Origin of the sequence: Arthrobacter sp. CG_A4 (assembly GCF_035985125.1) — a bacterium.
Classification (GTDB): Bacteria; Actinomycetota; Actinomycetes; order Actinomycetales; family Micrococcaceae; genus Arthrobacter.
The window spans coordinates 76,279-96,638 of sequence record NZ_JAXCID010000007.1; the positions used below are offsets into that span (position 1 = coordinate 76,279).

General features: G+C 65.6%; 19 protein-coding genes. 13 read left to right on the top strand and 6 right to left on the bottom strand.

Features of this window, described 5'->3' with window-relative positions; genetic code table 11:
* Nucleotides 1–165 precede the first annotated feature (165 nt).
* Complete coding sequence (locus tag RCH07_RS04900) at nt 166–1,377, bottom strand: MFS transporter (protein ID WP_326966388.1); 1,212 nt, start codon at nt 1,375–1,377, stop codon at nt 166–168.
* A 220-nt stretch (nt 1,378–1,597) separates the two neighbouring features.
* Here RCH07_RS04900 and trmB point away from each other — a divergent pair, with 220 nt between their 5' ends.
* From trmB to RCH07_RS04930, 6 genes are all read left to right on the top strand, one after another.
* Nucleotides 1,598–2,566 (top strand): tRNA (guanosine(46)-N7)-methyltransferase TrmB, encoded by a 969-nt coding sequence (trmB, locus tag RCH07_RS04905; RefSeq protein WP_442784772.1) that lies wholly within the window; start codon nt 1,598–1,600, stop codon nt 2,564–2,566.
* A 78-nt stretch (nt 2,567–2,644) separates the two neighbouring features.
* Complete coding sequence (locus tag RCH07_RS04910) at nt 2,645–3,520, top strand: DUF1206 domain-containing protein (protein WP_326966352.1); 876 nt, start codon at nt 2,645–2,647, stop codon at nt 3,518–3,520.
* A gap of 74 nt (nt 3,521–3,594) precedes the next feature.
* Complete coding sequence (locus RCH07_RS04915; protein ID WP_326966353.1) at nt 3,595–4,890, top strand: N-acetylglucosamine-6-phosphate deacetylase; 1,296 nt, start codon at nt 3,595–3,597, stop codon at nt 4,888–4,890.
* Between the two features lie 663 nt (nt 4,891–5,553).
* Nucleotides 5,554–5,898 carry an ArsR/SmtB family transcription factor gene (locus RCH07_RS04920; RefSeq protein ID WP_326966354.1) on the top strand — a complete coding sequence of 115 codons (345 nt, stop codon included), beginning with the start codon at nt 5,554–5,556 and terminating at the stop codon, nt 5,896–5,898.
* A complete protein-coding gene (locus RCH07_RS04925) occupies nt 5,895–6,542 on the top strand; it encodes a dihydrofolate reductase family protein (RefSeq protein ID WP_326966355.1) in 648 nt (215 codons plus the stop codon). The genes RCH07_RS04920 and RCH07_RS04925 overlap by 4 nt, the downstream gene beginning before the upstream one ends.
* A gap of 9 nt (nt 6,543–6,551) precedes the next feature.
* Nucleotides 6,552–7,013, top strand: coding sequence for an SRPBCC domain-containing protein (locus RCH07_RS04930; protein ID WP_326966356.1), 462 nt, complete (start codon nt 6,552–6,554; stop codon nt 7,011–7,013).
* A 124-nt stretch (nt 7,014–7,137) separates the two neighbouring features.
* Here RCH07_RS04930 and RCH07_RS04935 read toward each other — a convergent pair whose 3' ends face one another.
* Entirely contained in the window at nt 7,138–7,452 is a 315-nt protein-coding gene (locus RCH07_RS04935) for an ArsR/SmtB family transcription factor (RefSeq protein WP_326966357.1), read from the bottom strand.
* A 96-nt stretch (nt 7,453–7,548) separates the two neighbouring features.
* Between RCH07_RS04935 and RCH07_RS04940 the strand changes: the two genes are divergently transcribed.
* The 5 genes from RCH07_RS04940 to RCH07_RS04960 all read left to right on the top strand — a co-directional run bounded on the left by RCH07_RS04940 (nt 7,549) and on the right by RCH07_RS04960 (nt 11,414).
* Complete coding sequence (locus RCH07_RS04940; protein WP_326966358.1) at nt 7,549–8,601, top strand: SDR family oxidoreductase; 1,053 nt, start codon at nt 7,549–7,551, stop codon at nt 8,599–8,601.
* A gap of 1,218 nt (nt 8,602–9,819) precedes the next feature.
* Nucleotides 9,820–10,017, top strand: a complete 198-nt coding sequence (locus RCH07_RS04945; protein ID WP_326966359.1) for an SRPBCC family protein — start codon at nt 9,820–9,822, stop codon at nt 10,015–10,017.
* Nucleotides 10,014–10,328, top strand: coding sequence for an SRPBCC domain-containing protein (locus RCH07_RS04950; protein WP_326966360.1), 315 nt, complete (start codon nt 10,014–10,016; stop codon nt 10,326–10,328). The genes RCH07_RS04945 and RCH07_RS04950 overlap by 4 nt, the downstream gene beginning before the upstream one ends.
* Entirely contained in the window at nt 10,325–10,960 is a 636-nt protein-coding gene (locus RCH07_RS04955; RefSeq protein WP_326966361.1) for a Type 1 glutamine amidotransferase-like domain-containing protein, read from the top strand. Before RCH07_RS04950 ends, RCH07_RS04955 begins: the two co-directional genes overlap by 4 nt.
* 175 nt (nt 10,961–11,135) lie before the next feature.
* Nucleotides 11,136–11,414: a hypothetical protein gene (locus RCH07_RS04960; protein ID WP_326966362.1), complete on the top strand. Its 279-nt coding sequence runs from the start codon at nt 11,136–11,138 to the stop codon at nt 11,412–11,414.
* Between the two features lie 585 nt (nt 11,415–11,999).
* On the opposite strand, the gene RCH07_RS04965 is transcribed toward RCH07_RS04960, so the two are convergent.
* From RCH07_RS04965 to RCH07_RS04975, 3 genes are all read right to left on the bottom strand, one after another.
* Entirely contained in the window at nt 12,000–13,190 is a 1,191-nt protein-coding gene (locus RCH07_RS04965; protein WP_326966363.1) for a Fic family protein, read from the bottom strand.
* Nucleotides 13,191–13,773: 583 nt separating this feature from the next.
* Nucleotides 13,774–14,460, bottom strand: coding sequence for an anti-sigma factor family protein (locus tag RCH07_RS04970; protein ID WP_326966364.1), 687 nt, complete (start codon nt 14,458–14,460; stop codon nt 13,774–13,776).
* Nucleotides 14,457–14,957 carry a sigma-70 family RNA polymerase sigma factor gene (locus RCH07_RS04975; RefSeq protein ID WP_326966365.1) on the bottom strand — a complete coding sequence of 167 codons (501 nt, stop codon included), beginning with the start codon at nt 14,955–14,957 and terminating at the stop codon, nt 14,457–14,459. Before RCH07_RS04975 ends, RCH07_RS04970 begins: the two co-directional genes overlap by 4 nt.
* A gap of 168 nt (nt 14,958–15,125) precedes the next feature.
* On the opposite strand from RCH07_RS04975, the gene RCH07_RS04980 reads away from it, so the two are divergent.
* Nucleotides 15,126–15,647 carry a COG4315 family predicted lipoprotein gene (locus RCH07_RS04980; protein WP_326966366.1) on the top strand — a complete coding sequence of 174 codons (522 nt, stop codon included), beginning with the start codon at nt 15,126–15,128 and terminating at the stop codon, nt 15,645–15,647.
* Nucleotides 15,648–15,668: 21 nt separating this feature from the next.
* Here the strand turns inward: RCH07_RS04980 and RCH07_RS04985 are convergent, their stop codons facing one another.
* Nucleotides 15,669–16,544, bottom strand: a complete 876-nt coding sequence (locus RCH07_RS04985; RefSeq protein WP_326966367.1) for a DMP19 family protein — start codon at nt 16,542–16,544, stop codon at nt 15,669–15,671.
* A 267-nt stretch (nt 16,545–16,811) separates the two neighbouring features.
* Between RCH07_RS04985 and RCH07_RS04990 the strand changes: the two genes are divergently transcribed.
* Nucleotides 16,812–20,354, top strand: coding sequence for a DEAD/DEAH box helicase (locus tag RCH07_RS04990; protein WP_326966368.1), 3,543 nt, complete (start codon nt 16,812–16,814; stop codon nt 20,352–20,354).
* Nucleotides 20,355–20,360: the final 6 nt, after the last annotated feature.

The following is a 20,360-nucleotide window of genomic DNA, read 5'->3' on the forward strand; positions in this document are numbered from 1 at the left end:
GTCCCCCCGGAGGATTTGCCGGCGAGTTTTCGGCGGAACGCGAGTGTTGGCTCAAGGGGAAGCATGCCACAGCTGCCAGGCGGGCGCACCACTTCACGGGCGGTCGCACCACGGCGCACCACCCGCCGGGCATCGGCGCGGCATCACGGCCTGGGCCGCTGACCATCAGCCAATGAAGCGGTCCCGCCCGGCGCGGTAGCCGAACACTGCGGCCAGCGAGCCGACCACAAGGAAGAGCACGCCCGCCGCGGCAAAGGACCCCGTGGACTGGTGCAGCTGGCCCACCAGCAGGGTCCCGGTGGAGCCCAGCCCGTAGCCCACACCCTGCATCATCCCGGACAGGTGCGCGGCCGTGTGGCCGTCCCGGGTACGGACCATGATCATGGTGAGCGCGACGGCGGTCAGGCTGCCCTGGCCCAGGCCCAGCACCCCGGTCCAGACCCAGATCAACTCCAGCGGGCCGAAGATACTCAGCGCGAAGCCGCCGCCGGTCATCAGCGCCACCACGATGTTGATGGCCCGCTGGTCCCGGAATCTGGTAGCGAGCGCCGGGGCGAACAAGGACCCGAGCATCTGCAGCACGATCGATACGGAGACAATCACCCCTGCCGTGCCGCCGTCCACCCCGCGTTCGCGCAGGATCGGGGCCAGCCAGGCGAAAACGCTGAAGGACATCATGGCCTGGAGCACCATAAAGATGGTCACCTGCCAGGCGACCGCTGAGCGCCACACATTCACGCCGTCGTGCGCAGTCTGGTGCGGGCTATGACGCTGCCGGATGGCCAGCGGCAGGAACAGCAGAAGAACGACGCCGGCGGGCAGCACCCACATCCACAGCGCCGCCGTCCACTCCCCCGTCGCCCTGAACACCGGGTAGGTGAAGCCGGCGCCGAGGGCGGCGGAGGCGCATATCGCCGTGGTGTAGAGCCCGCCCATCAGGCCCAGCCGGTGCGGGAAGTCGCGCTTCACCAGGCCGGGGAGCAACACGTTGCAGAGCGAGATCGCAGCGCCGCAGGCCGCCGTTCCGAGCAGCAGCGCCGGAAGATGCCCGGCGCCACCGGCGTCCACAGGCCGCAGCAGCAGACCGGCGGTCAACACCGCCATGGCGGCGAGCAGGACGCGTTCCGCGCCGAAGCGGCGGGCCAGTACAGGGGCCAGCGGGGCGAAAACCCCGAGCAGCGTCACCGGCACGGTGGTGAGCACGACGACGGCCCAGCCCGGCAGCCCGGCGTCGGCCGTCACTTCCGGGAGTACCGCGGAGAAGCTGGAGAAAACGGTGCGGAGGTTCAGCCCGATCAGGACCAGGCAAACGCCCAGATACGCCAGCGCCCGGCGGCTGCCGACCCGGGTGGGCGCGGCCGCGGGGACATCGTCGATCTCGGCGTCGACGAGCGTGCTGCGGCGTTCCCCGGCGGCGGGACTGCTGGCAGTGGAGTCGGGGGCGCTGTTCGGTACGGTCACCGCCCCATTCTGGCAGGCTCCGCTTCTGGCAGGCTCCGCTTCTGGCAGGCTCTGTGCCGCCGGCCTTGTCCACTGCAGCCGGCCGGGCAATCCTGCAGACCACCCCGCCCGTCGGAACTCCACTATTCTGGAAAGGATGAGCGAATCCCCAGAATGTCCCCAGCCGTCGCAGCCGCCACAGATGCCCCAGCCCCTCCAGCCGCCCCAGCCGGTGACGCCGTCGCGCCCCGTGACGCCCGGCAGCCAGGCCTCCTTCGGCACCTACGGCGGCCGGCCGGTGAGCTTCGTGCGCCGCGGAACCCGCCTGCAGGGCCGGCGCCAGGCCGCCTGGGAGGAGCATTCGGACCGCTGGGCCGTGGAGGTCCCCCGCCACATCGCCAATACCTCGGTGCATCCGGACTATGTCTTCGACGCCGAGGCCGAGTTCGGCCGCAGGGCCCCGCTGATCGTCGAGATCGGCTCGGGACTCGGCGACGCCGTGTGCCATGCGGCCGAGGAGAACCCGGACACGGATTTCCTGGCGGTGGAGGTCTACACCCCGGGGCTCGCCAATACCCTGATCAAAATCAAAGGCCGTGGCCTGGGCAACGTCCGCGTTGTGGAGGCGAATGCCCCCGAGGTGCTCGCCACCATGCTGCCCGCCGGTTCCGTGGCGGAACTGTGGGTCTTCTTCCCGGACCCGTGGCACAAGTCCCGCCACCACAAACGCCGCCTCATCCAGCCGGACTTCGCCGAGCTTGCCTCCCGCGCCCTCAAACCGGGCGGCATCTGGCGCATCGCCACGGACTGGTCCAATTACGCCGTCCACGTCCGCGAGGTCCTGGCCGGCTCGCCCGACTTCGAGAACCTTCACGACGGCCAGCGCAGCGGCGCCGAAAGCCCCCTCACCCGGGTGTGGGAATCCGGCGTCGAATCCCTGGTGGGCGGGGCCCCGGTCAAGGAAGGCCGCGCACCGGTGAGCACCGGGCACACCGGCCCCAACGAAGGCACCGACGAGACCGGTGGCTGGGCGCCAAGGTTCGACGGCCGCGTCCTGACCAGCTTCGAGAACAAGGCGCACGACGCCGGCCGCCTCGTTTTCGATCTCAGCTACCGGCGCCGCTGAACGCCCCGGGGCCATGTGTCAGCCGGCCGCACAGCCGACGCTGTCACCGGGCACGTTCCCGTGGCACCATTGCGGGAGATGAAGGCGCCGGAGGTCACATCCGGCGCAGGAGCTGAGCCAGCCGAAGGACCGAATATCAAAAGAGAATTAGAAGGCGCCGCCGACGCCGCCGAACAGATCACGAACTCGCGCGCACTCGAGCTGGTGGCCCGGGCCGGGTTTGCCGTGAGCGGCGCCCTGCATTTCCTGGTGGGAGTAGTTTCGATCCGCCTCGCCCTGGGCGGTGAGGGCAAGGCGGATGTGAGCGGGGCGGTCGGGCAGTTGGCCAGCCAGCCGGCCGGGCCGCTGCTCCTGTGGAGTGCCTTCGCCGCGTGCGTGGCGCTGGCCCTGTGGCAGACCAGCGACGCCATCTTCGACTTCGAGCATCTCCCCGCCAAGAAGAAGCTGGCGAAGAAGCTCAAGGCCGCCCTGCAGGCTGTGGTGTATGCCGGACTCGCGGTGACGCTCGCGTCCTTCGCCGGCGGTGTCGGCAAGGACGACAGCACCTCCACAAGCGACCTCACCGTCTCCGTGATGAAGGCCCCCGGCGGCTACGCACTCCTGCTCGCCATCGGTGCAGCGGTCGCCGTCACCGGAATCGTCTACGCCATCCGCGGCTTCCGGCAGTCCTTCGCCAAACACCTCCGGCTCCCGTCCGCGGACGCCGGGCGGACCGCGGTGACGGTCCTGGGCGTGGTGGGCTATGCCGCGAAGGGCGTCGCACTGCTGCTGGCCGGACTGCTGATCATCATCGCCACCGTGCAGGTGCGTCCCGAGGAATCAACCGGGCTCGACGGCGGCCTGAAGGGCCTGCGCGAGCAGCCGTTCGGCATGTATATGCTGGCTGCCGTGGGGGTCGGCCTGATCTGCTACGGCGTCTTCATGGTAGTCCGCGCCAAACTCGCCAAGATGTAATGCCCGACGGCGGGCCCCGCCGGCCTGCCGCCGGCATCGGCCTGCCCGCCGCGTTTCGCTCCTGAAAGGCACCCATGTACAGCCCCGAAATCCTCGGTTCGACCCCCGCCGGGCGGTACATCCTGCGCGGGGAGATGCTGACGGACGGGGCCAGCTACGCTGACTCGGTCGTGGCCGTGGCCAACGGCCGGATCGCTTACGCCGGGCCCCGGAACGGCTTTGACGCCGCTGCTTTTGGCAACGTGGTTGGTGGCGGCGCGGTGGAACTGAACCTCCCGCCGGGCAGCCGTATCCTGCCCGGGCTCATCGACGTCCACTGCCATGGCGCGGCCGGCGGCAGCTTCCCCAGCTCGGACGGCCCGGCCTGCCGTGACGCCGTGGACTTCCTGCACCGCAGCGGAACCACAACTCTGCTGGCCAGCCTTGTCACTGCCTCGGCCGACGAGCTCCTGCGGGGACTCGGTGTGCTGCGGGCCCTGGCGTCCGAGGGGCTTATCGCCGGCGTCCATGCCGAGGGCCCCTTCCTGTCGCACGCCCGCTGCGGAGCGCAGAATCCCCACTGGCTCCGGGACCCCGATCCGGGGCTGCTCGGCCACATGCTGGCGGCGGCCGGCGGTACCCTCAAGACCATGACCTACGCCCCGGAACTGCCCGGGGCCGGCGAGCTGGTCAGGATGCTCACCGGGCACGGCGTTACCCCCTCGCTGGGCCATACCGATGCCGATGCCCGCACCGCCGCCGCATCCCTGACGGAGGCGGCTGAGCTCCTGGCGGCGAACACCGGCCCAGGCGAGACGGGCCTCGGCACCACCGACCCCTTCGGTGCGGCCGCCCGGCCCACGGTGACGCACCTCTTCAACGGCATGCCGTCCCTGCATCACCGGAGCCCCGGACCGGTTGCGGCCTGTCTGCGCCTGGCAGCCGCCGGCACCGTCGCCGTCGAACTCATCGGCGACGGCGTCCACCTCCACCCCGAGACGGTCCGGATGGTCTTCGAGCTGGTCGGAGCCGGCAACGTAGCCCTCGTGACCGATTCCATGGCGGCAACCGGGCTACCCGACGGCGACTACGAGCTCGGATCCTCCGCCGTTGTGGTGCGCGGCGGCGTAGCTGCCCTGCAGAGTAACGGCGCCCTCGCCGGCGGCACGGCAACCCTCCTGGACGTTGTCCGCCGGACCGTTGGGGCCGGGGTAAGTCCCGCCGACGCCGTAAAGGCGGCTACGCTCGTCCCGGCCCGGATTTTGGGCCTGGACGGCGAGACCGGAAGCCTGCGGGCGGGCATGCGCGCCGACATCGTTGCGGTGGACGCTGACTTCGGGCTGGTCACGGTCCTGCGCGGTGGCCAGATCCTGACCCGCCCCGCAAGCTGACCCGCCCGCCAGTCACTCGTAGGCGCGGAGGTCCAGCTTCGAAGTCACTGCATGGCTAATGTTGCCCGGGTATTCGAGTTTCGGACAGGGCCGCGATGCATGAGGCCAGCAAGCGCCTTAGTTGCGCCTGTTCGGAGGCGTCGAGACCCTCACGCATTTGGTCTTCCACCGATCTGACCGCGGCGCTGGCAGTTTTGAGCAACTCGTCTTCCAGCCGGGCAATTGAGCGGTGATTGCGAGGTGTCGTAGGACGCCCTCGCAGGCTACGTGCCCCCTGCCTGCCATTCGGGGGTCCCATTTCCTTGGTTCTATGGGGGTCCGACCGCCACGCTGCCTCGCCGCCAAACGGAGTTAACAGTCCCGATAGTGCGGATATTGGCCTGCCACCGCAAAACAAGGTCAAGCAGCACCTGTCCCGGTAAGGGTTCCCCTGTGACACAGCACACTTCTCTGGTTGCATCTTGGTCTCGGCACTGAATCTGCGTCTGTGAAGGCCCGTTTCAGGCGCTAATCCAGGGAAATTCATTAGCGACGCCAGTTTCGCGACCGAGAACGGAATCAAGAAATGCGTTAACGGATCAATTCAGGACACGCGTCAACCCCGAGACACATTACTCGCGTGGGCCGATTGACGGATCCCTGCCTTCACTGATACTTAGGCATATGCCTAAGTATCATGACGAGCTCGACGCCGTGCTCCGCGCTCTCGCGGATCCGACACGCCGTGCCGTCGTGGAACGGTTGGCGAAGGCTCCAGCGGTCGTGTCCGAACTCGCGGCACCGTTCTCGATGACGTTGCCGTCGCTCATGCAGCACTTGAGCGTCCTCGACCACGCGGGAGTCGTCACGTCGGAGAAGCACGGACGCGTCCGCATCGTGAGCCTGCGACCGGGCGCCCTGGACGTCCTGCACTTGTGGCTCGGCGAGCAGCGAACCCCCGCAGAACACCAAGCCGACCGGCTTGGCATCCACCTGATCCGCACCACCTCCGAAGGAGACCTGATATGACCCGCGTTCGCATGGACCTGTTCGTCTCACTGGATGGCTACACCTCGACGACCGGCCGATCGCCCGAAAATCCGATGGGCGAGGACTGGGGCCGCCTCACGGCTGCCTACGCCGCGACCCGCACGTTCCATGAGCAAGTCTTTGGCGACACCACCGGCACCGGCACGTTCGGCATCGATGACACCTACGCTGCCGCGTTCTTCGAGGGCATCGGCGCCGAGGTCATGGGCGCGGCAATGTTCGGCCTGCACTCGTTCCCCGACGATCCGAACTGGAAGGGCTGGTGGGGTGACCAGCCGCCGTTCGGCACCCCGGTCTATGTACTCACACACACCGCACCGCGTCCGTCGATCCCGATGGCGGGCGGAACGACGTTCCACTTCCGCAGCACCCCCATCGAGGAGGTGCTCGCCGAAGCGACAGAAGCAGCAGGCGGCCTGGACGTGCGCGTCGGCGGAGGGATTGGCATCGCGCGCGATTTCTTGCGTGTCGACCTAGTTGATGACCTGCATCTCATGGTCGCCCCCATCCACCTCGGCCGCGGAACCCGGTTGTGGGACGATCTTCCCAGCCTCGATCTCACCCACAGGGTGACGACAGAAGTCGCCGAGAGCGGCGCCATCCACGTCACCTTCTCTCGATAGGACGCACCCATGGCAATCGAACGCCGCCTCGCCCACGCCGGGTTCACCCTGACCCGCGACTACCCCGCTCCTATCGAACGCGTCTGGAACGCATTCGCCGAAGAGGACAAGAAGCTGAGCTGGTGGGGCGCCGGCGACGCCATTGAGCCCGGTGAGTGGGTATTCGACTTCCGCGTCGGCGGCCACGACATCGACGCGGGGACGTTTCACAACGGTCCGGTCTCGCGGTACGAAGCCACGTACTCCGACATCGTCGAGCACGTCCGCATCGTCACGACGTACGACATGTGGCTCGACGGGGTCCACATGTCGACGTCGGTGGCGTCGTTAGAGTTCGAGCCCATAGACGAGGGCACCCGGTTCACGCACGTCGAGCACGGCGTCTTCTTCGACCAGTTCTGGACCGATGGGCTGGGCCGCGAGAAAGGCACACGGGGCCTGCTCGAGGCTCTGGCCAACTACCTCGCGTGACGAACCCCCCCGCATCCAGCTCCGGCAGCGCTTCGCCTTGCGGGCGTTCGTCAGAGCGACATGTCGCCCAGGGTTCGCATAATGATCTCGTGGTGATCTCGTCGTGAACGGGGCACTGGTGCGGCTAAACGTCGGCGCCGATGGCCTCGCCGAGCTTGGCGATGGTTTGCTCGTTACGTCGGTAGTGGGAGAACTGGCCGATGCGAGTACAGATCACAAGATCCGCGCGTTGCAACGTCGCCATGAACTGTGAAGCGGTGGACTGTGACACGTTTGCACGCGCCTGAATGTGTTTCAAGCACACTCCAACCTCGTCCGCCGGCTGATCCTGCGGCGGAAATGAGTTGCCGTCCTTGAGCCAGCCCAGAATTGCCAAGCGCGTTGGGTGGCCGAGCGCTTTGAACGCGCTCACCAGTTGATCGTCACTGAGTTCTCCCATGCCTCCACTGTAGCGCTAAATCGTAATATCGCGATGTCACGATGCTGTGCTACAAATGAGATCGGTAAATCACGTTTTTACGATGAAGGAGGAAGCATGGCAACGAGAACTGCATTAGTCGTCGGAGCACGGGGTGTGATCGGCGGGAACTTGATCGAGCACCTCGACCGCGTGGGAGGCTGGACGATCATCGGACTTTCTCGGCGGGGAGGGGCTAGTCAGGGATCGGTCCGACATATCGCCGTTGACCTTCTGGACAAAGACGACACCGCTTTGAAACTCGCAAGCCTGACTGGGGTCACCCATGTCTTCTATGCCGCTTATCAGGATCGCGCCAGCTGGGCGGAACTGGTGCCGCCGAACTTGGCGATGCTCACAAATGTCGTCAACGCAATCGAACCCGTGGCGACGAACCTGGAGCACATCAGTTTGATGCAGGGTTACAAGGTCTATGGCGCTCATCTGGGGCCCTTCTCGACGCCGGCCCGTGAGGACGATCCGCCGCACATGCCACCGGAGTTCAACGTCGACCAGCAACAGTTCCTTGAGCGCCGGCAGGCTGACGCCGCGTGGTCGTGGTCCGCACTGCGCCCCTCGGTTGTGGCCGGCATTGGGCTCGGCAACCCCATGAACCTCGCCATGGTGATTGCGGTGTACGCCTCAATCAGCAAAGAGCTCGGCGTCCCGTTCCGGTTCCCTGGCAAGCCCGGGGCCTACACAAGCCTGATCGAGATGACGGACTCAGGGCTGCTGGCGGAAGCTACCGTCTGGGCCGCAACAAACCCCGGCAGCAGGAACCAAGCTTTCAACATCACAAACGGTGACATGTTCCGCTGGTCCTCGATGTGGCCGAAAATTGCAGCGTTCTTCGACCTCGATGTAGCGCCACCTTTGCCGATGAGCCTGAGCGAGGTGATGGCAGACAAGTCTGACCTCTGGGATGCAATGGTTGAGAAGCACGCTCTGGCGAAGACCACCTACTCTGATGTGTCCTCCTGGCAGTTTGGCGATTTCGTCTTCGCGTGGCACTACGACGTCATCGCCGACACATCAAAGTCGAGGCGAGCCGGCTTCCACACATATGTTGACAGCGAAACCATGTTCTTAAGAATCTTCCAGAGTCTCCGAGACCAGCGACTGATTCCCTAAACAAGCGGCAGGGGCCTCGCAGTCAAACCGCCTGCCCGGACGACGTTACAAACCGACGCGGCCGCTGGTCGAGCTGCGGCTGCGTCAGTCGTTCACGCTGAGGGATCGGCTTACGGGCAGGGATTCCGAAGCCATTCTTTGGTGGTCATCGGGCCCTCTAGAGGCATTGCAACTTCGGCATTGCCCCTGCAACACTCAGGTCATTGGCTTCGACTAGCTGCGCAATCGTCTGGCCAGTTCACCATGAAGAGATCGGACTCATCGATGGCTATGACTTCTCTGACCAAGGCCCGGTCTATCGAAATCTACAGAAGTATGGCAAATTACTAGACTCACAAATAACTCTGTAAACTTCCGGACCCAACCCGTCTCACCTGCGGTTCCCCAAACGGACATGTAGTGGCCGTGCAGACGACTTTGGACATTTCGTGCAGACGACTTCGGAAAATGACAGGAACGTAGCGGCGCGCTTCCGCGGCCCGGTGATCGACCGGCCTACGGGACGGTCCTAACGGGCGGGGATGCGGGAAATGTTTCGCTGTGTTCGTGAGGTGCCCGGCGCCCGGAAGGGTACCTCGGCCGGCGGCGTGCTAACGCGAGTGGCCTACGGTGGACAATTGATTCGCTCAGCCGAGCGGTACCTGCACGGGCGTGAACCCGTATGGACCTCCGCACTCGCGGCCATAGGGATACTTTCCGGTGGGCTCCGTTTCGATCGGAAATGTGCGGGCAACGCGGGAACCCGAAGAGAGCGTCGCTTCAACGTAGATGGTCCTGACTTCTGCGGGTGGGACAAGGTAAGGGGCTGACTGGGGCACGAGCCACTTGCCTTCGGGGCTTCTGGCCACCGGCGCTGGAGCGCATCCATTCCCGAAGCAGGCTGCCGCCGAGGCCAGCTCATGGGAAACTGCAGCTCCACCGGGCCCACGTAGGCGTATCCGATGGCTTGGCCACTTTGGCCTCTCGGTGTCAGAGAGCGGAATTTCGGCCCGGTCAGGGTTCGGCTATCGGGCCGTGCCGCCGCCGATATAGTCGGTACGTGCATACAACTCGGCGACTGCAGTATCGGTGCCCGCAACCCGGCGGCGCAGCGCGCATCCTGCCGCTTTCCGATCCCGACGGCAACAGGGTGGATCTCGCCGGGGCCTGAGCGGCAACGTCACGAGAGAACGACTCGACCAAGGCACCGTCAGACGTTCACGCCGAAAGGAGCAGCGCATGGATCTAGCCCACGACACCCTCCGCTTCACTCGCAAGGTCGAGGCACCAGTCGAGGCGGCATGGGTCGCCTATGCCAGTGTGGAGGACCGGTGTCGCTGGTCGGTCCCCGACGGTGAGCAGATCGTCTATGACACTGCCAACTTCACCGAAGGTGGTGAAGACAGCTACCGATGTGGCCCACCGAAAACCTGTTGAACGTCGGAGCTCACCGCTATCACCTCATCGAGCCACCCCATCGCCTCGTCTACTGCGACTCGATCCAACGCAAAGGTCAGCTGATGGCCATCGCCGTCTTGACCTGGGTATTCGAGGAGAGCGGAGGGGGGACCCGGATCACTGTCATCGATCAGGTCACCTCGCTCGCCGGCCAAGGCATGATCGACGGGCACCGCAACGGCCACGCCAAGACTCTTGCCCAGCTCGTGCAATGGCTCACCGGCGCCGCCGGCGCGGACGCACGCAGCCTGGACGAACCAACACTTCATGCAGGAGACGAAGCTCGATGAAGGCGCTGCTGTACTCACTCGACCTCACACCGGACATCGCCGCGGCATTAGCGGGCCTGGTCGGACGCAGGCCCGACGAAACCCGGGTGGCGGCCATCGAGAACGCCGCAGACGTGGTGACCGAAGGGCCGCCCGGTTGGGTCGAGGTGATCCGACGGGGGCTCACCGACCTCGGCTATGATGTTCTGCCCGTCGACCTCCGCAAGTACGAAACAGGCGCCACCACGGAGCTGGCCAAACTGTTCGAGCACGTCGACGTCATCTGGGTCGGCGGCGGGAACGCCGCATACCTGAGTTGGCTCGTTCAGCGTAGCGGTGCACGCGAGCTAATCCGAGCACGAGTGTCCGCAGGGACTGTGTACGCCGGGTGGAGCGCCGGCGCTGTCCTTGCTGGCCCTTCGCTTCGCCACATCGGCAAGATCGAGGACGTCACAGTCGCTCCTGGCCATGTCCCCGAGGACGGGCTGGACCTATACGATCACGTAATCATTCCCCACACGGGCAACCCCGACTTCGACACAGCCAACAGGGCTTGGAGGAACGCGCTCGTCGCGGACGGGATTCCGACCCGACCACTTGGCGACCAACAAGCGATCCTCATCCAGGACAGCGACGTCCGCGTACTCGGCTGAACAAACATCAGCCAGAACAACAACCCTGAAGTCCAACCTGCCCGCCAGGGCAGACAGGCGTTCCGCAAAGGGATACCTCACCGGAAACGGGCTGCGGGTGGAGACCCCACTCTGTCCGGCATGATCGGGTGGACCGTGAGCAGCACAGGACGATGACCACGACGATAGTCACCGTATGACTGAGCACTTACCGTCCTGGCCCACCGAACCACCGACCTGCGGTTCAGTCGTCTTGCACGAGTTCACCGACGACGACGTCCATCTCGCCTTCGAGTTGGGGGACGATCCTTACATCCCTCTCATTGGCAGCCTTCCCGCACTCCCCACGGCACAGCAGGCTCTGGAGTGGATCCACAGGCAGCGCGGCCGGTCCGCCGAAGGAAAAGGGCTGTCCTTCGCCATCGCCGATGCCACAGTCCGACAACGCCGTCGGTGCCATCGGACTGTGGCTTGAGAACATGTCGGCCGGCCGTTGTTTCGCGGATGGCACTGCAGTACCTTGAGGATCTAACCCCCGTTCTGCGGTCCTGTCGTGCCGCGCTGCGCCCCGGCGGGAGGACTTGTTTCTCAGTCCTTCACCCCGTCATCACCTCATCGGACGTGCAGTCATCTCCGGAAGGGTCGCGCGGAAGTTGGACGGTCGATGACTACTTTGTAGGTGGAACCCGGGAGCGCTTGTGGATGGGCGACACCGTGACCTGGTTCCATAGGACTATCGAACAGTATGTGGGCGCGCTTACTGGTGCAGGCTTTACTTTGACAGCCCTGCGCGAGTGCGAACCGGAACCTGGCAGATCCGGCGGAGACGAAGGCGAGCTGGAGCGCCGAAGGCGTGTGCCGTTGTTCCTTTTGCTGTCCGCCGAAGCAACCTGACACTTGTTTAGGGATCAGACACCTACTGCGACCCAGAACGGAGGAGATTGCTCCGTAATTCCGGAATTCTCCCCCGTTGAGGGTTGCATTCCCCTGGCGACCCCTTTCCTCGCTGCTCTCGGCCCTCACATGCTGGAGAGCCTATCGCCGCCCGTTCAAGGTTCCCCTATCGGCGTCTCTTGGCCCGAGCGCCGAACTCGTCAAGAACTCGTACGACATCCTTCGCCAGCCAAATCCGGTTGCGCCTTCCGGTCGAGATTTGGATCAGGATGTCGGCATCAACAAGGCGGTTGATAGCGACCTGGGCGTTGACGGCCGAGATACCAAGTTGAGTTGCGGCGGCGGCGCTGTCAATAGCTGGCTGGCGAAGGAGGACATCCACGAGCCGGTGGGCCGCGGAGTCTCGTCTTGCCGTAATGCGGTCGCGCCACTCAAGCCGGACGGTTTCGAGGTCCTCGACGAGGATGCGACCGTTGTGTACCGCCGCGAACGATGCCTCGGCGATGGAGCGGACTATCGGGGTGATGTTCCCCGACCGGTAAGCGCCGAGGGCATCGAAATAACGGCTAGTGTCGTGGAGCAAACCCGCGGAGACCGGAACGGCGACATTACGAGTCAGCTGCCCCCCGCGCAACATCGCCTGGATGAGTGCGCGACCGACTCTGCCATTGCCATCGGGGAATGGATGAATCGTTTCGAATTGGGCATGGGCGATCGCGGTCTGAACAAGAACAGGTAGGTCGATGCGATTGGCGAAAGCGACGAGATCGTCCATGAGTACGGTGACGCGCTCGTGATGGGGCGGGACGAACTGTGCTGTGTGGGGCCCGAGGCCCCCTCCGCCGATCCAAACCTGCTGATCGCGCCAATGGCCGGCGATGTCGGGATTGCTCTGCTCGAGCAGCGCGCGGTGCATTTCCAGGATGGCGTGGCCATCAATGGATTCGGACAGGGCGAGAGCAGCTTGCATGGCTCTGACGTTGCCCACGATCAGCTGCGCATTCCTCGAGGCGTGCTCACCGAGCTCCGCCAAGGCGATCTGTCGCGCACCGCTGGTTAGATTCTCAATCTCTGAGCTGGAGGCACTTTCGGTGCGCAAGAGAACGGATGCGAACGGTGCTGCAATGTGTCCGACTTCGGCGTCGAAGCGGGCAAGCTCGCTGGCGGCTTCTTCGGTCAGAGCGTGCAGTTCGCCATCGATGTGGATCGCCAGGCCGGAAATGAATGGGGGCACAGCAGCCAGATACGGTCCGGCGGCCCGACGCTTCTGTGTGCGTGAGCCATATACGTCTTGAACGTTGCGCCAGAGCCGCTCTTCAAAGTCGAGCGGTGGCCAGGCTGCGTCCTGCTCAAACATTGACATGATCCAACCATACCAATGCTTAGTTACTCATCCATAGTTATGCAGCGTCGCTATTCTGATCTATTCCACGCGACGTCTTCCGGGCGACCGACAACGGTTTCTGGCCGCCCGCTCAAGGTTCCCATGTGACACGGGTCAGCTTCAGCGCACGAACGATTCCTGCCTTGATCTGTCATGTGACCTTTTCGCCGGCGGGGTTGTCGTTGGCGATGCGGGTGATGTCCGTTGCGAGGTCCGTGAATGCGGTGCGGTGCTCGGCCGGCTCCAGAACGGTGAGTCGGGCGCCGATGAGGAGCTAGATACACAATCCATTTGACACCCCCGGCCATCATGAATGAGACAGTGGCAATCGTAGGTATCTTCTAAGGCGGCCGCGACCACGAGCAGATGCTCCGCGACCCGCAAGAGGATCGTTGACCCACGCAATCATTGCGCAGCTATCCCGATTCTGACCTGCCAACGCCTCGACGATGTTCTCCCGTTCTACGACGCGCTCGGATTTGTCACTCGGGAGCATCATCGTCCTGACACCCGATACCGGGAGCCTTTACGACGAATTCGCCGCAGGACAATCCCGCTAAGCCCCCGGTACGGCGATCACGGCCACGGTCTGCTGCTGCGCGTTCCGCACCTCGACGCCGGCGATGCTGGTGAGCTGCACGGGGGTGGCCCCGGTGATCTTGACCTTGCCGCTGGGGGTCGCCGTCCACGCGCAGGCGCGGTCCTCGCCGCCGTCGCGGTCCTTCACCCAGAGCGAGAACGTTCCGTCCGCCGGCAGGCTACGGCCGTCGACCGCGAGCTCGGTTCCCCATGTCTTCTTGACCAGCCCCACCGTGAACTGTGGACCGTCGCTGGCCTGGACGGAGTAACTGGCGTCCGGTTTGGCCGGCTGGTTGAGCACCGGTCCGGCCAGGACCCCGACGGCGAGGCAGGCGGCAGCCGCGGCAGCCACGGCCGCCGACCACCGGCGTCGTACGTTCCGGCGCCGGGCGGACAGCTGATCGAGGAGCCGCCGCGGCACCGGCACCGCCTCGGGACCCGGAGGCGCCGGCTCGCGGCCCGCCGCAGCGGCGGCGGTGCCCAGGGCGACGGCGTCGGGCACCGGAATCGCGTCCAGCAGAGCCGGGAGGCTGGCCAGTTCATCGAGCTCCAGCCGGCAGTCCGGACATGAGCCCAGATGCTGCTCGAAGTGAGCGGCCTCGGCCGGTGCCAGCCCGCCGAGCAGATAGGCCCCGAGCAGCTGGTGGAGTTCCGTCGGGTTCACCGCTGCACCCCCATCTCGTCCAGGATCGTCCGGAGCGCCCGCACGGCGTAGAACGCCCGGGACTTTACTGTTCCGCTGGGAATGTTCAACTGGGCCGACGCCTCCTGGACCGTGTAGCGGCGGTAGTGGAGCGCGACCAGAACGTCCCGGTGCCCGGCGCTGAGCCGTAGCAGCGCCTCCTCCATCAGGACCCTGTTGAGGAGTTCGTCCACCCGTTCGGCCCCGTCGACGGGATCGGCCCCGTCGCGTTCCGCGACTTCCTGCGGCCGCCGCTGGGCCTTGCGGTAATTGTCGATCATGATGTTGCGGGCTGTCCTGAACAGGTAGCTGCGCAGGCTCCCCGTGATCTGCGGTGCCTGTTGCCAGACGCGCAGCACAGTCTCCTGCACGACGTCGTCGGCCAGTTGCGGATCGCGGGAGGCCCCCAGGACGAATCGCCTAAGCGCGGTCCCGTGCTCGCGGTAGATCGAGGCAACGACGTCTTCGTCCAGCGACATGCCCTTACCTCCCCTGCTCCGACGTTCCGCTCTGCCCTCTGCTGCCCCCTACGACGCACGGGGCAGCGGAAAAGTTCATTGCCCCGCCCTGAACCATTGTTCACCCGGCGGCGTCGTAAGGGTTAGGGCCGGACTCTGAGTTGGCCGGCACGAGTCAAGGAGCATCACATGAAGAAGCACCTCAGCATCGGCCTGTCCGCTTTCGCCGTCGCCGCACTACTTTCCGGCTGTGCCGGAGGCAGCGGCACTTCAACGACGTCGACGCCCGCGACGACGTCCCCCAGCGCGGCCAGTTCGGCGCCGGCGTCCACGCCGGCGGCTGCGGCCGCAGCGCTCAAGGTGGCTTCGTCCAAGCTTGGCCAGATCGTGGTCGACGGCAAAGGCATGAGCGTCTATTACTTCACGAAGGACACGAAGGATTCGGGGACCAGCGCCTGCACCGGCGGGTGCCTCACCGCCTGGCCGCCGGTCGTCACCACCTCTGCCGCACCCACGGTCGACGGCGTCACCGGCAAGGTGGGCACCATCGCCACCCCGGACGGCAAGAAGCAGGTGACCATCAACGGTATGCCCATCTACTACTTCGCCAAGGACAAGGCCGCCGGGGATGTCCTGGGGCAGGGCGTCAACAGCGTCTGGTACGTCGTGGCACCCTCCGGTGAAATGATCACCACGGCAGCCGGTTCCTAGCCGACGACGGACGGACCCCGGTTAGGCGTCGTCCTCCGCAAATTCGACGGCGGCCACAATTTCCTGGGTGTCCGGGTGGATCATGAACGCCTCATCGTCGTCTTCGACCATGAGGTACTCGCCCTGGTCCGTGGTGAAATGCCAGGCCAGGACGGGGTTTCCGTCGTGGGGGTAGTTGGGGTCACCCATGGTGATTTTCACCAATGTGTGACCCGCCACGTCGCAGAGTTCACGGATGATGAGCTCAAACTCCGGGGCATCCAGCAGGTCGTCCTCCGCGGCCCCGGCCTGGCGTTCCGCCAGGTTAGGGATCCGCAAGACGCGCTCGGCGATGTGACGATCAAGTTCCTCGTCGTCCAGGACCAGGAGGTCCACCTGGCCCCGGAGCCAGACCGCGTTGAGGCGGATGATGTCCTCGGTCTCCAGCAGCGACTCGAACTCGCGGTCGAGCTCTTCCAGGAGGTGCACGGCGTCCGGGCGGCCGCCGTCCGTGACGTCATCCTCAGCGTCGGCATCGCCATCAAGATAGGCGTCGGCTTCCTCCTCGGAGAGTGCGCCGAAGGCCGCCACGGTGCGGTTGAAGAGGTCCAGATGCGCCACCGCTCCCATCGCTTCGAGCCCTTCGCGGATGCAGGCATCAATGTCCTCGCGTTCCGGTGCGGTGAACACGTACTGGGCGAACCCGCCGCCCAGCGACTGGGTCAGGTAGAAATCTACGTAGTAGGCGCGCAATGCGTTCGGGGCGATTTCGTCCGTGTCGAGCAGTTCCGCGTACATGGCGTTGACCACGTCTACGTTCGCGTCGACCGCGTCAGCGTCGCTGCCGCCGACGCCTTCCCTGGTCAGGACCGGGGCGGGTGTGGCGCTGGAAACGGTGGTGGAAAGGCCGTTGCTCATGGGAAATCCTCACTGCTGAAGGCTGGTGGCACTCCGGACCCCTCCAAGATATGTTGCTCCGGCCGGCCCGCGGCTGAGCCGGAGCTGAACGTCGGACGAAGTTTGGGGGTTCCTGCCATCCTGTCCGTCCGGTCTGTCCGTCCGGGGCGGCACCGGCGTCCGGTCTGTCCGTCCGGGGCGGCACCGGCTCAGCCGGCGAAGTTCGAGGGGCCCTTCCAGGCTCGCTAAGATGGACCAGATGACCAACTGCTGAAAGTAGTGCGCACAATGCCATCCCATCCGGACGAGAGTGCGGCACTGGCAATACAGACACCCGCGATCAATGACCGTTCCCTCGCGGCCGGACTGGCGTACGCCATGGGGAGCCGCGTTTCCGGAATCTCCTTCGACGCCGCCACAGGCCTGCTGCTCGGCAAGGTTCGCGGCGGTTCCGACGTGCCCTATTCGACCACCGCCAAGCTGGTCCGCAAGGCAGGAGGCTGGAGCTGCACCGTGGGAGTCTGCAGCTGTCCGGTCCGGAAAGACTGCAAACATGTTGCCGCGCTGCTGTTCGCGGCCGAAGATAACCCCGCCACCCGCTTCCAGTTACTGGCCCCCGCAGATGCCACCCGGCTCGCACGGCGGGCCGAGCCGACGGACGTTCCCGACTGGGAGCAGGCCCTCAGCCCACTGATCGCCCGGCCCGGAATCACCCAGTCCACCAACGGCATCCCGCTGGCCCTGCAGCTCGAGGTCGAGGAACCGGCCCCGCACTTCTCCTACACCGGCCGGCGGGACCCGCTCCGCAGCGTCCGCCAGCTCAAGGCCCGGCCCGTGATCATGGGCGCCAAAGGCAAATGGATCCGCGGCGACGTTTCCTGGAACACCCTGAGCTATCTGAACTACCGGCGTGAGTGCAACGAGGCACACGTTGAGTGGATGCAGGAGTTCCTCGCCTCGCACACGGTCCTGGCGAACCGCCAGCACACCGGAAACGCGCCGTGGCTGGGACTGAATACCTATGCCGGGAAGAACCTCTGGAGCCTGCTGGCCCATGCGCAGAAGATCGGCGTCGAGCTGGTCCATAGCCGCGGTGCGGCGCCGGTGAGAATCGTGGAGGAACCCGCCGCTGTTGGGCTCAATCTGGCCCGCTTCGGCACCGCAGCGTTTCCCGGGGACGGGGTTCCCGGGGAAGGCGTCTCCGTTGAAGGCGTCCCCGTTGAAAACTCCGGTTCGACGGCTCTGGCGGCCGCGGCCGCGGCCGCGGACAGAAACAGCGGCCTGTCGCTCGCCCCGACCATCACAGTGGAGGGGGTCGTCGTCGATCCGGCGTCTGTGGGAACCATCGGCCGCCCCGCCCATGGGATCTTCCTGACCTCCGGGGCGGACGCGCTGCCCGGCGCCGCGCCGTCGGACTCCATCATCACGCTCGCTCCGCTGGAAAACGGGCTGAGTGAGGAACTGCTGACCTTCGTCACCGCCGGGACCACGCTGCATATCCCGGCCCGGGACGAGAGCCGCTTCCTGACCGGCTTCTACCCCAAGCTCAAGCAGTCCGCCCGGGTCACGGCATCCGACGAGTCAGTGGAGCTGCCCCAGCTGGCTGTCCCCACCCTGTCCCTGCTCGCCAACTACGGCGCGGATCACCGGGTCCGGCTGCATTGGGAATGGCACTACAAGACCGGGACGCTGGTCACGGCCCAGCCCCTCTGGCGCCATCCGGGTGACCATGGCTACCGGGACGACCCGGCGGAGGCGCACATCCTGGAGGCTCTCGGGCAGCCGTGGGACGTTGTGCCGGCCTTGGGCGAGTCGGCCACCGGCGGCTGGGGAACACCGCGGTTGGCAGCCTCGGCTGAACTCAGCGGCCTGGACACCCTGGCTTTCACCGAGGAGCTGCTCCCTGCGCTCCGGGAGATTGCCGGGGTCGCCGTGGATACCGCCGGCGAGATCGCCGACTACCGGGAGGCCGACGAGGCGCCCGTGGTAGCGATTTCGACGAAGGCGACGGACAGCCGCGACTGGTTCGATCTTGGCATCGTGATCACCCTCGAAGGCCAGCCTGTATCCTTTGCCGCATTGTTCTCCGCCCTCGCGGCCGGGCAGACCCGCATGCTGCTGCCCAGCGGCGCCTACTTCTCCCTCGACCTGCCCGAGCTGCACCAGCTGCGGGCCCTGATTGATGAAGCCCGCTCGCTGCAGGACAACAAGGACGCCCCGCTGCAGATCAGCCGATTCCAGGCCGGTCTCTGGGACGAGCTCGCGCAGCTCGGCATTGTGGATGAGCAGGCCGCAGCCTGGCGCGAGGCCGTCGGCGGGCTGTTGGAGGGCGGAGTGAAGGGGCTGCCGCTGCCCTCGACGCTCAACGCCGATCTGCGCCCGTACCAGCTTGAAGGCTTCAACTGGCTCAGTTTCCTCTACCGTCACGGTCTCGGCGGGGTCCTGGCCGATGACATGGGTCTGGGCAAGACCGTCCAGGCGCTGGCGCTGATCTGCGCCGCCAAGGAAGCGGCAGGAAAGCCGGCAGCGGCTCCCGACGGCGACGCTGCCGCCACTTATGCTGCCGACGGGGCCGGGGCCGCGCCTGGCGCGGCGCCTTTCCTGGTGGTGGCACCCACCAGTGTCGTTGGCAACTGGGAGGCAGAAACGGCACGGTTCGCCCCCGGGCTGACTGTCTGCGCCATCGGCGAGACCTTCGCCAAGAGCGGCTCGAATCCGGCCGAAGCAATGGCGGGCGCTGACATCATCATCACGTCCTACGCCTTGTTCCGGATCGACTACGACGCCTATGCGGCGAAGGAATGGGCCGGCCTGGTCCTGGATGAGGCCCAGTTCGTCAAAAACCACCAGTCCAAGGCCTACCAGTGCGCGCGCAAGCTTCCTGCGGCCTTCAAACTGGCCGTCACCGGCACCCCGCTGGAGAACAACCTGATGGAGTTCTGGGCGCTCACCTCGATCGTGGCGCCCGGACTGTTCTCCAGCCCCAAGCGGTTCGCCGAGTACTACCAGAAGCCGGTGGAGAAGAACGGGGACAAGGCGCAGCTGGACAAGCTGCGGCGCCGGGTCCGTCCGCTCATGCTGCGCCGGACCAAGGAGCAGGTCATCCACGATCTGCCGCCGAAGCAGGAGCAGATCCTGGAGGTGGTCCTGAATCCGCGGCATCAGAAGGTCTACCAGACGCACCTGCAGCGGGAGCGACAGAAGATCCTGGGCCTGATCGACGACGTCAACAAGAACCGGTTTACGATCTTCCAGTCACTGACACTGCTGCGGCAGCTCAGCCTGGACCCCTCGCTGATCGACCCGTCGCTGTCCGGTGTGCGGTCCAGCAAGCTTGATGTGCTGTTCGAGCAACTGGAAGACCTCGTCGCGGAAGGGCACCGGGCGCTGATCTTCAGCCAGTTCACCGGTTTCCTGGGTAAGGTCCGGGAACGGCTCGTCGAGGAAAAAATTGAGTTCTGCTATCTTGACGGCAGCACCCGCAACCGCACCGACGTCGTCAACGAGTTCAAGAACGGCGCGGCGCCGGTGTTCCTCATCAGCCTCAAGGCCGGCGGCTTCGGGCTGAACCTCACGGAAGCGGACTACGTGTTCCTGCTGGACCCGTGGTGGAACCCGGCCTCGGAGGCTCAGGCCGTGGACCGGACGCACCGGATCGGCCAGGCCCGGAATGTGATGGTCTACCGGCTGGTCGCCAAGGACACCATTGAGGAGAAGGTCATGGCGCTCAAGGCCCGGAAGTCAAAGCTGTTCGCCGACGTTATGGAAGGCGATGCCCTGTCCGGCGGCGCGCTCACGGCAGAGGATCTGGCCGGGCTCTTCAACGACTGAGTCACC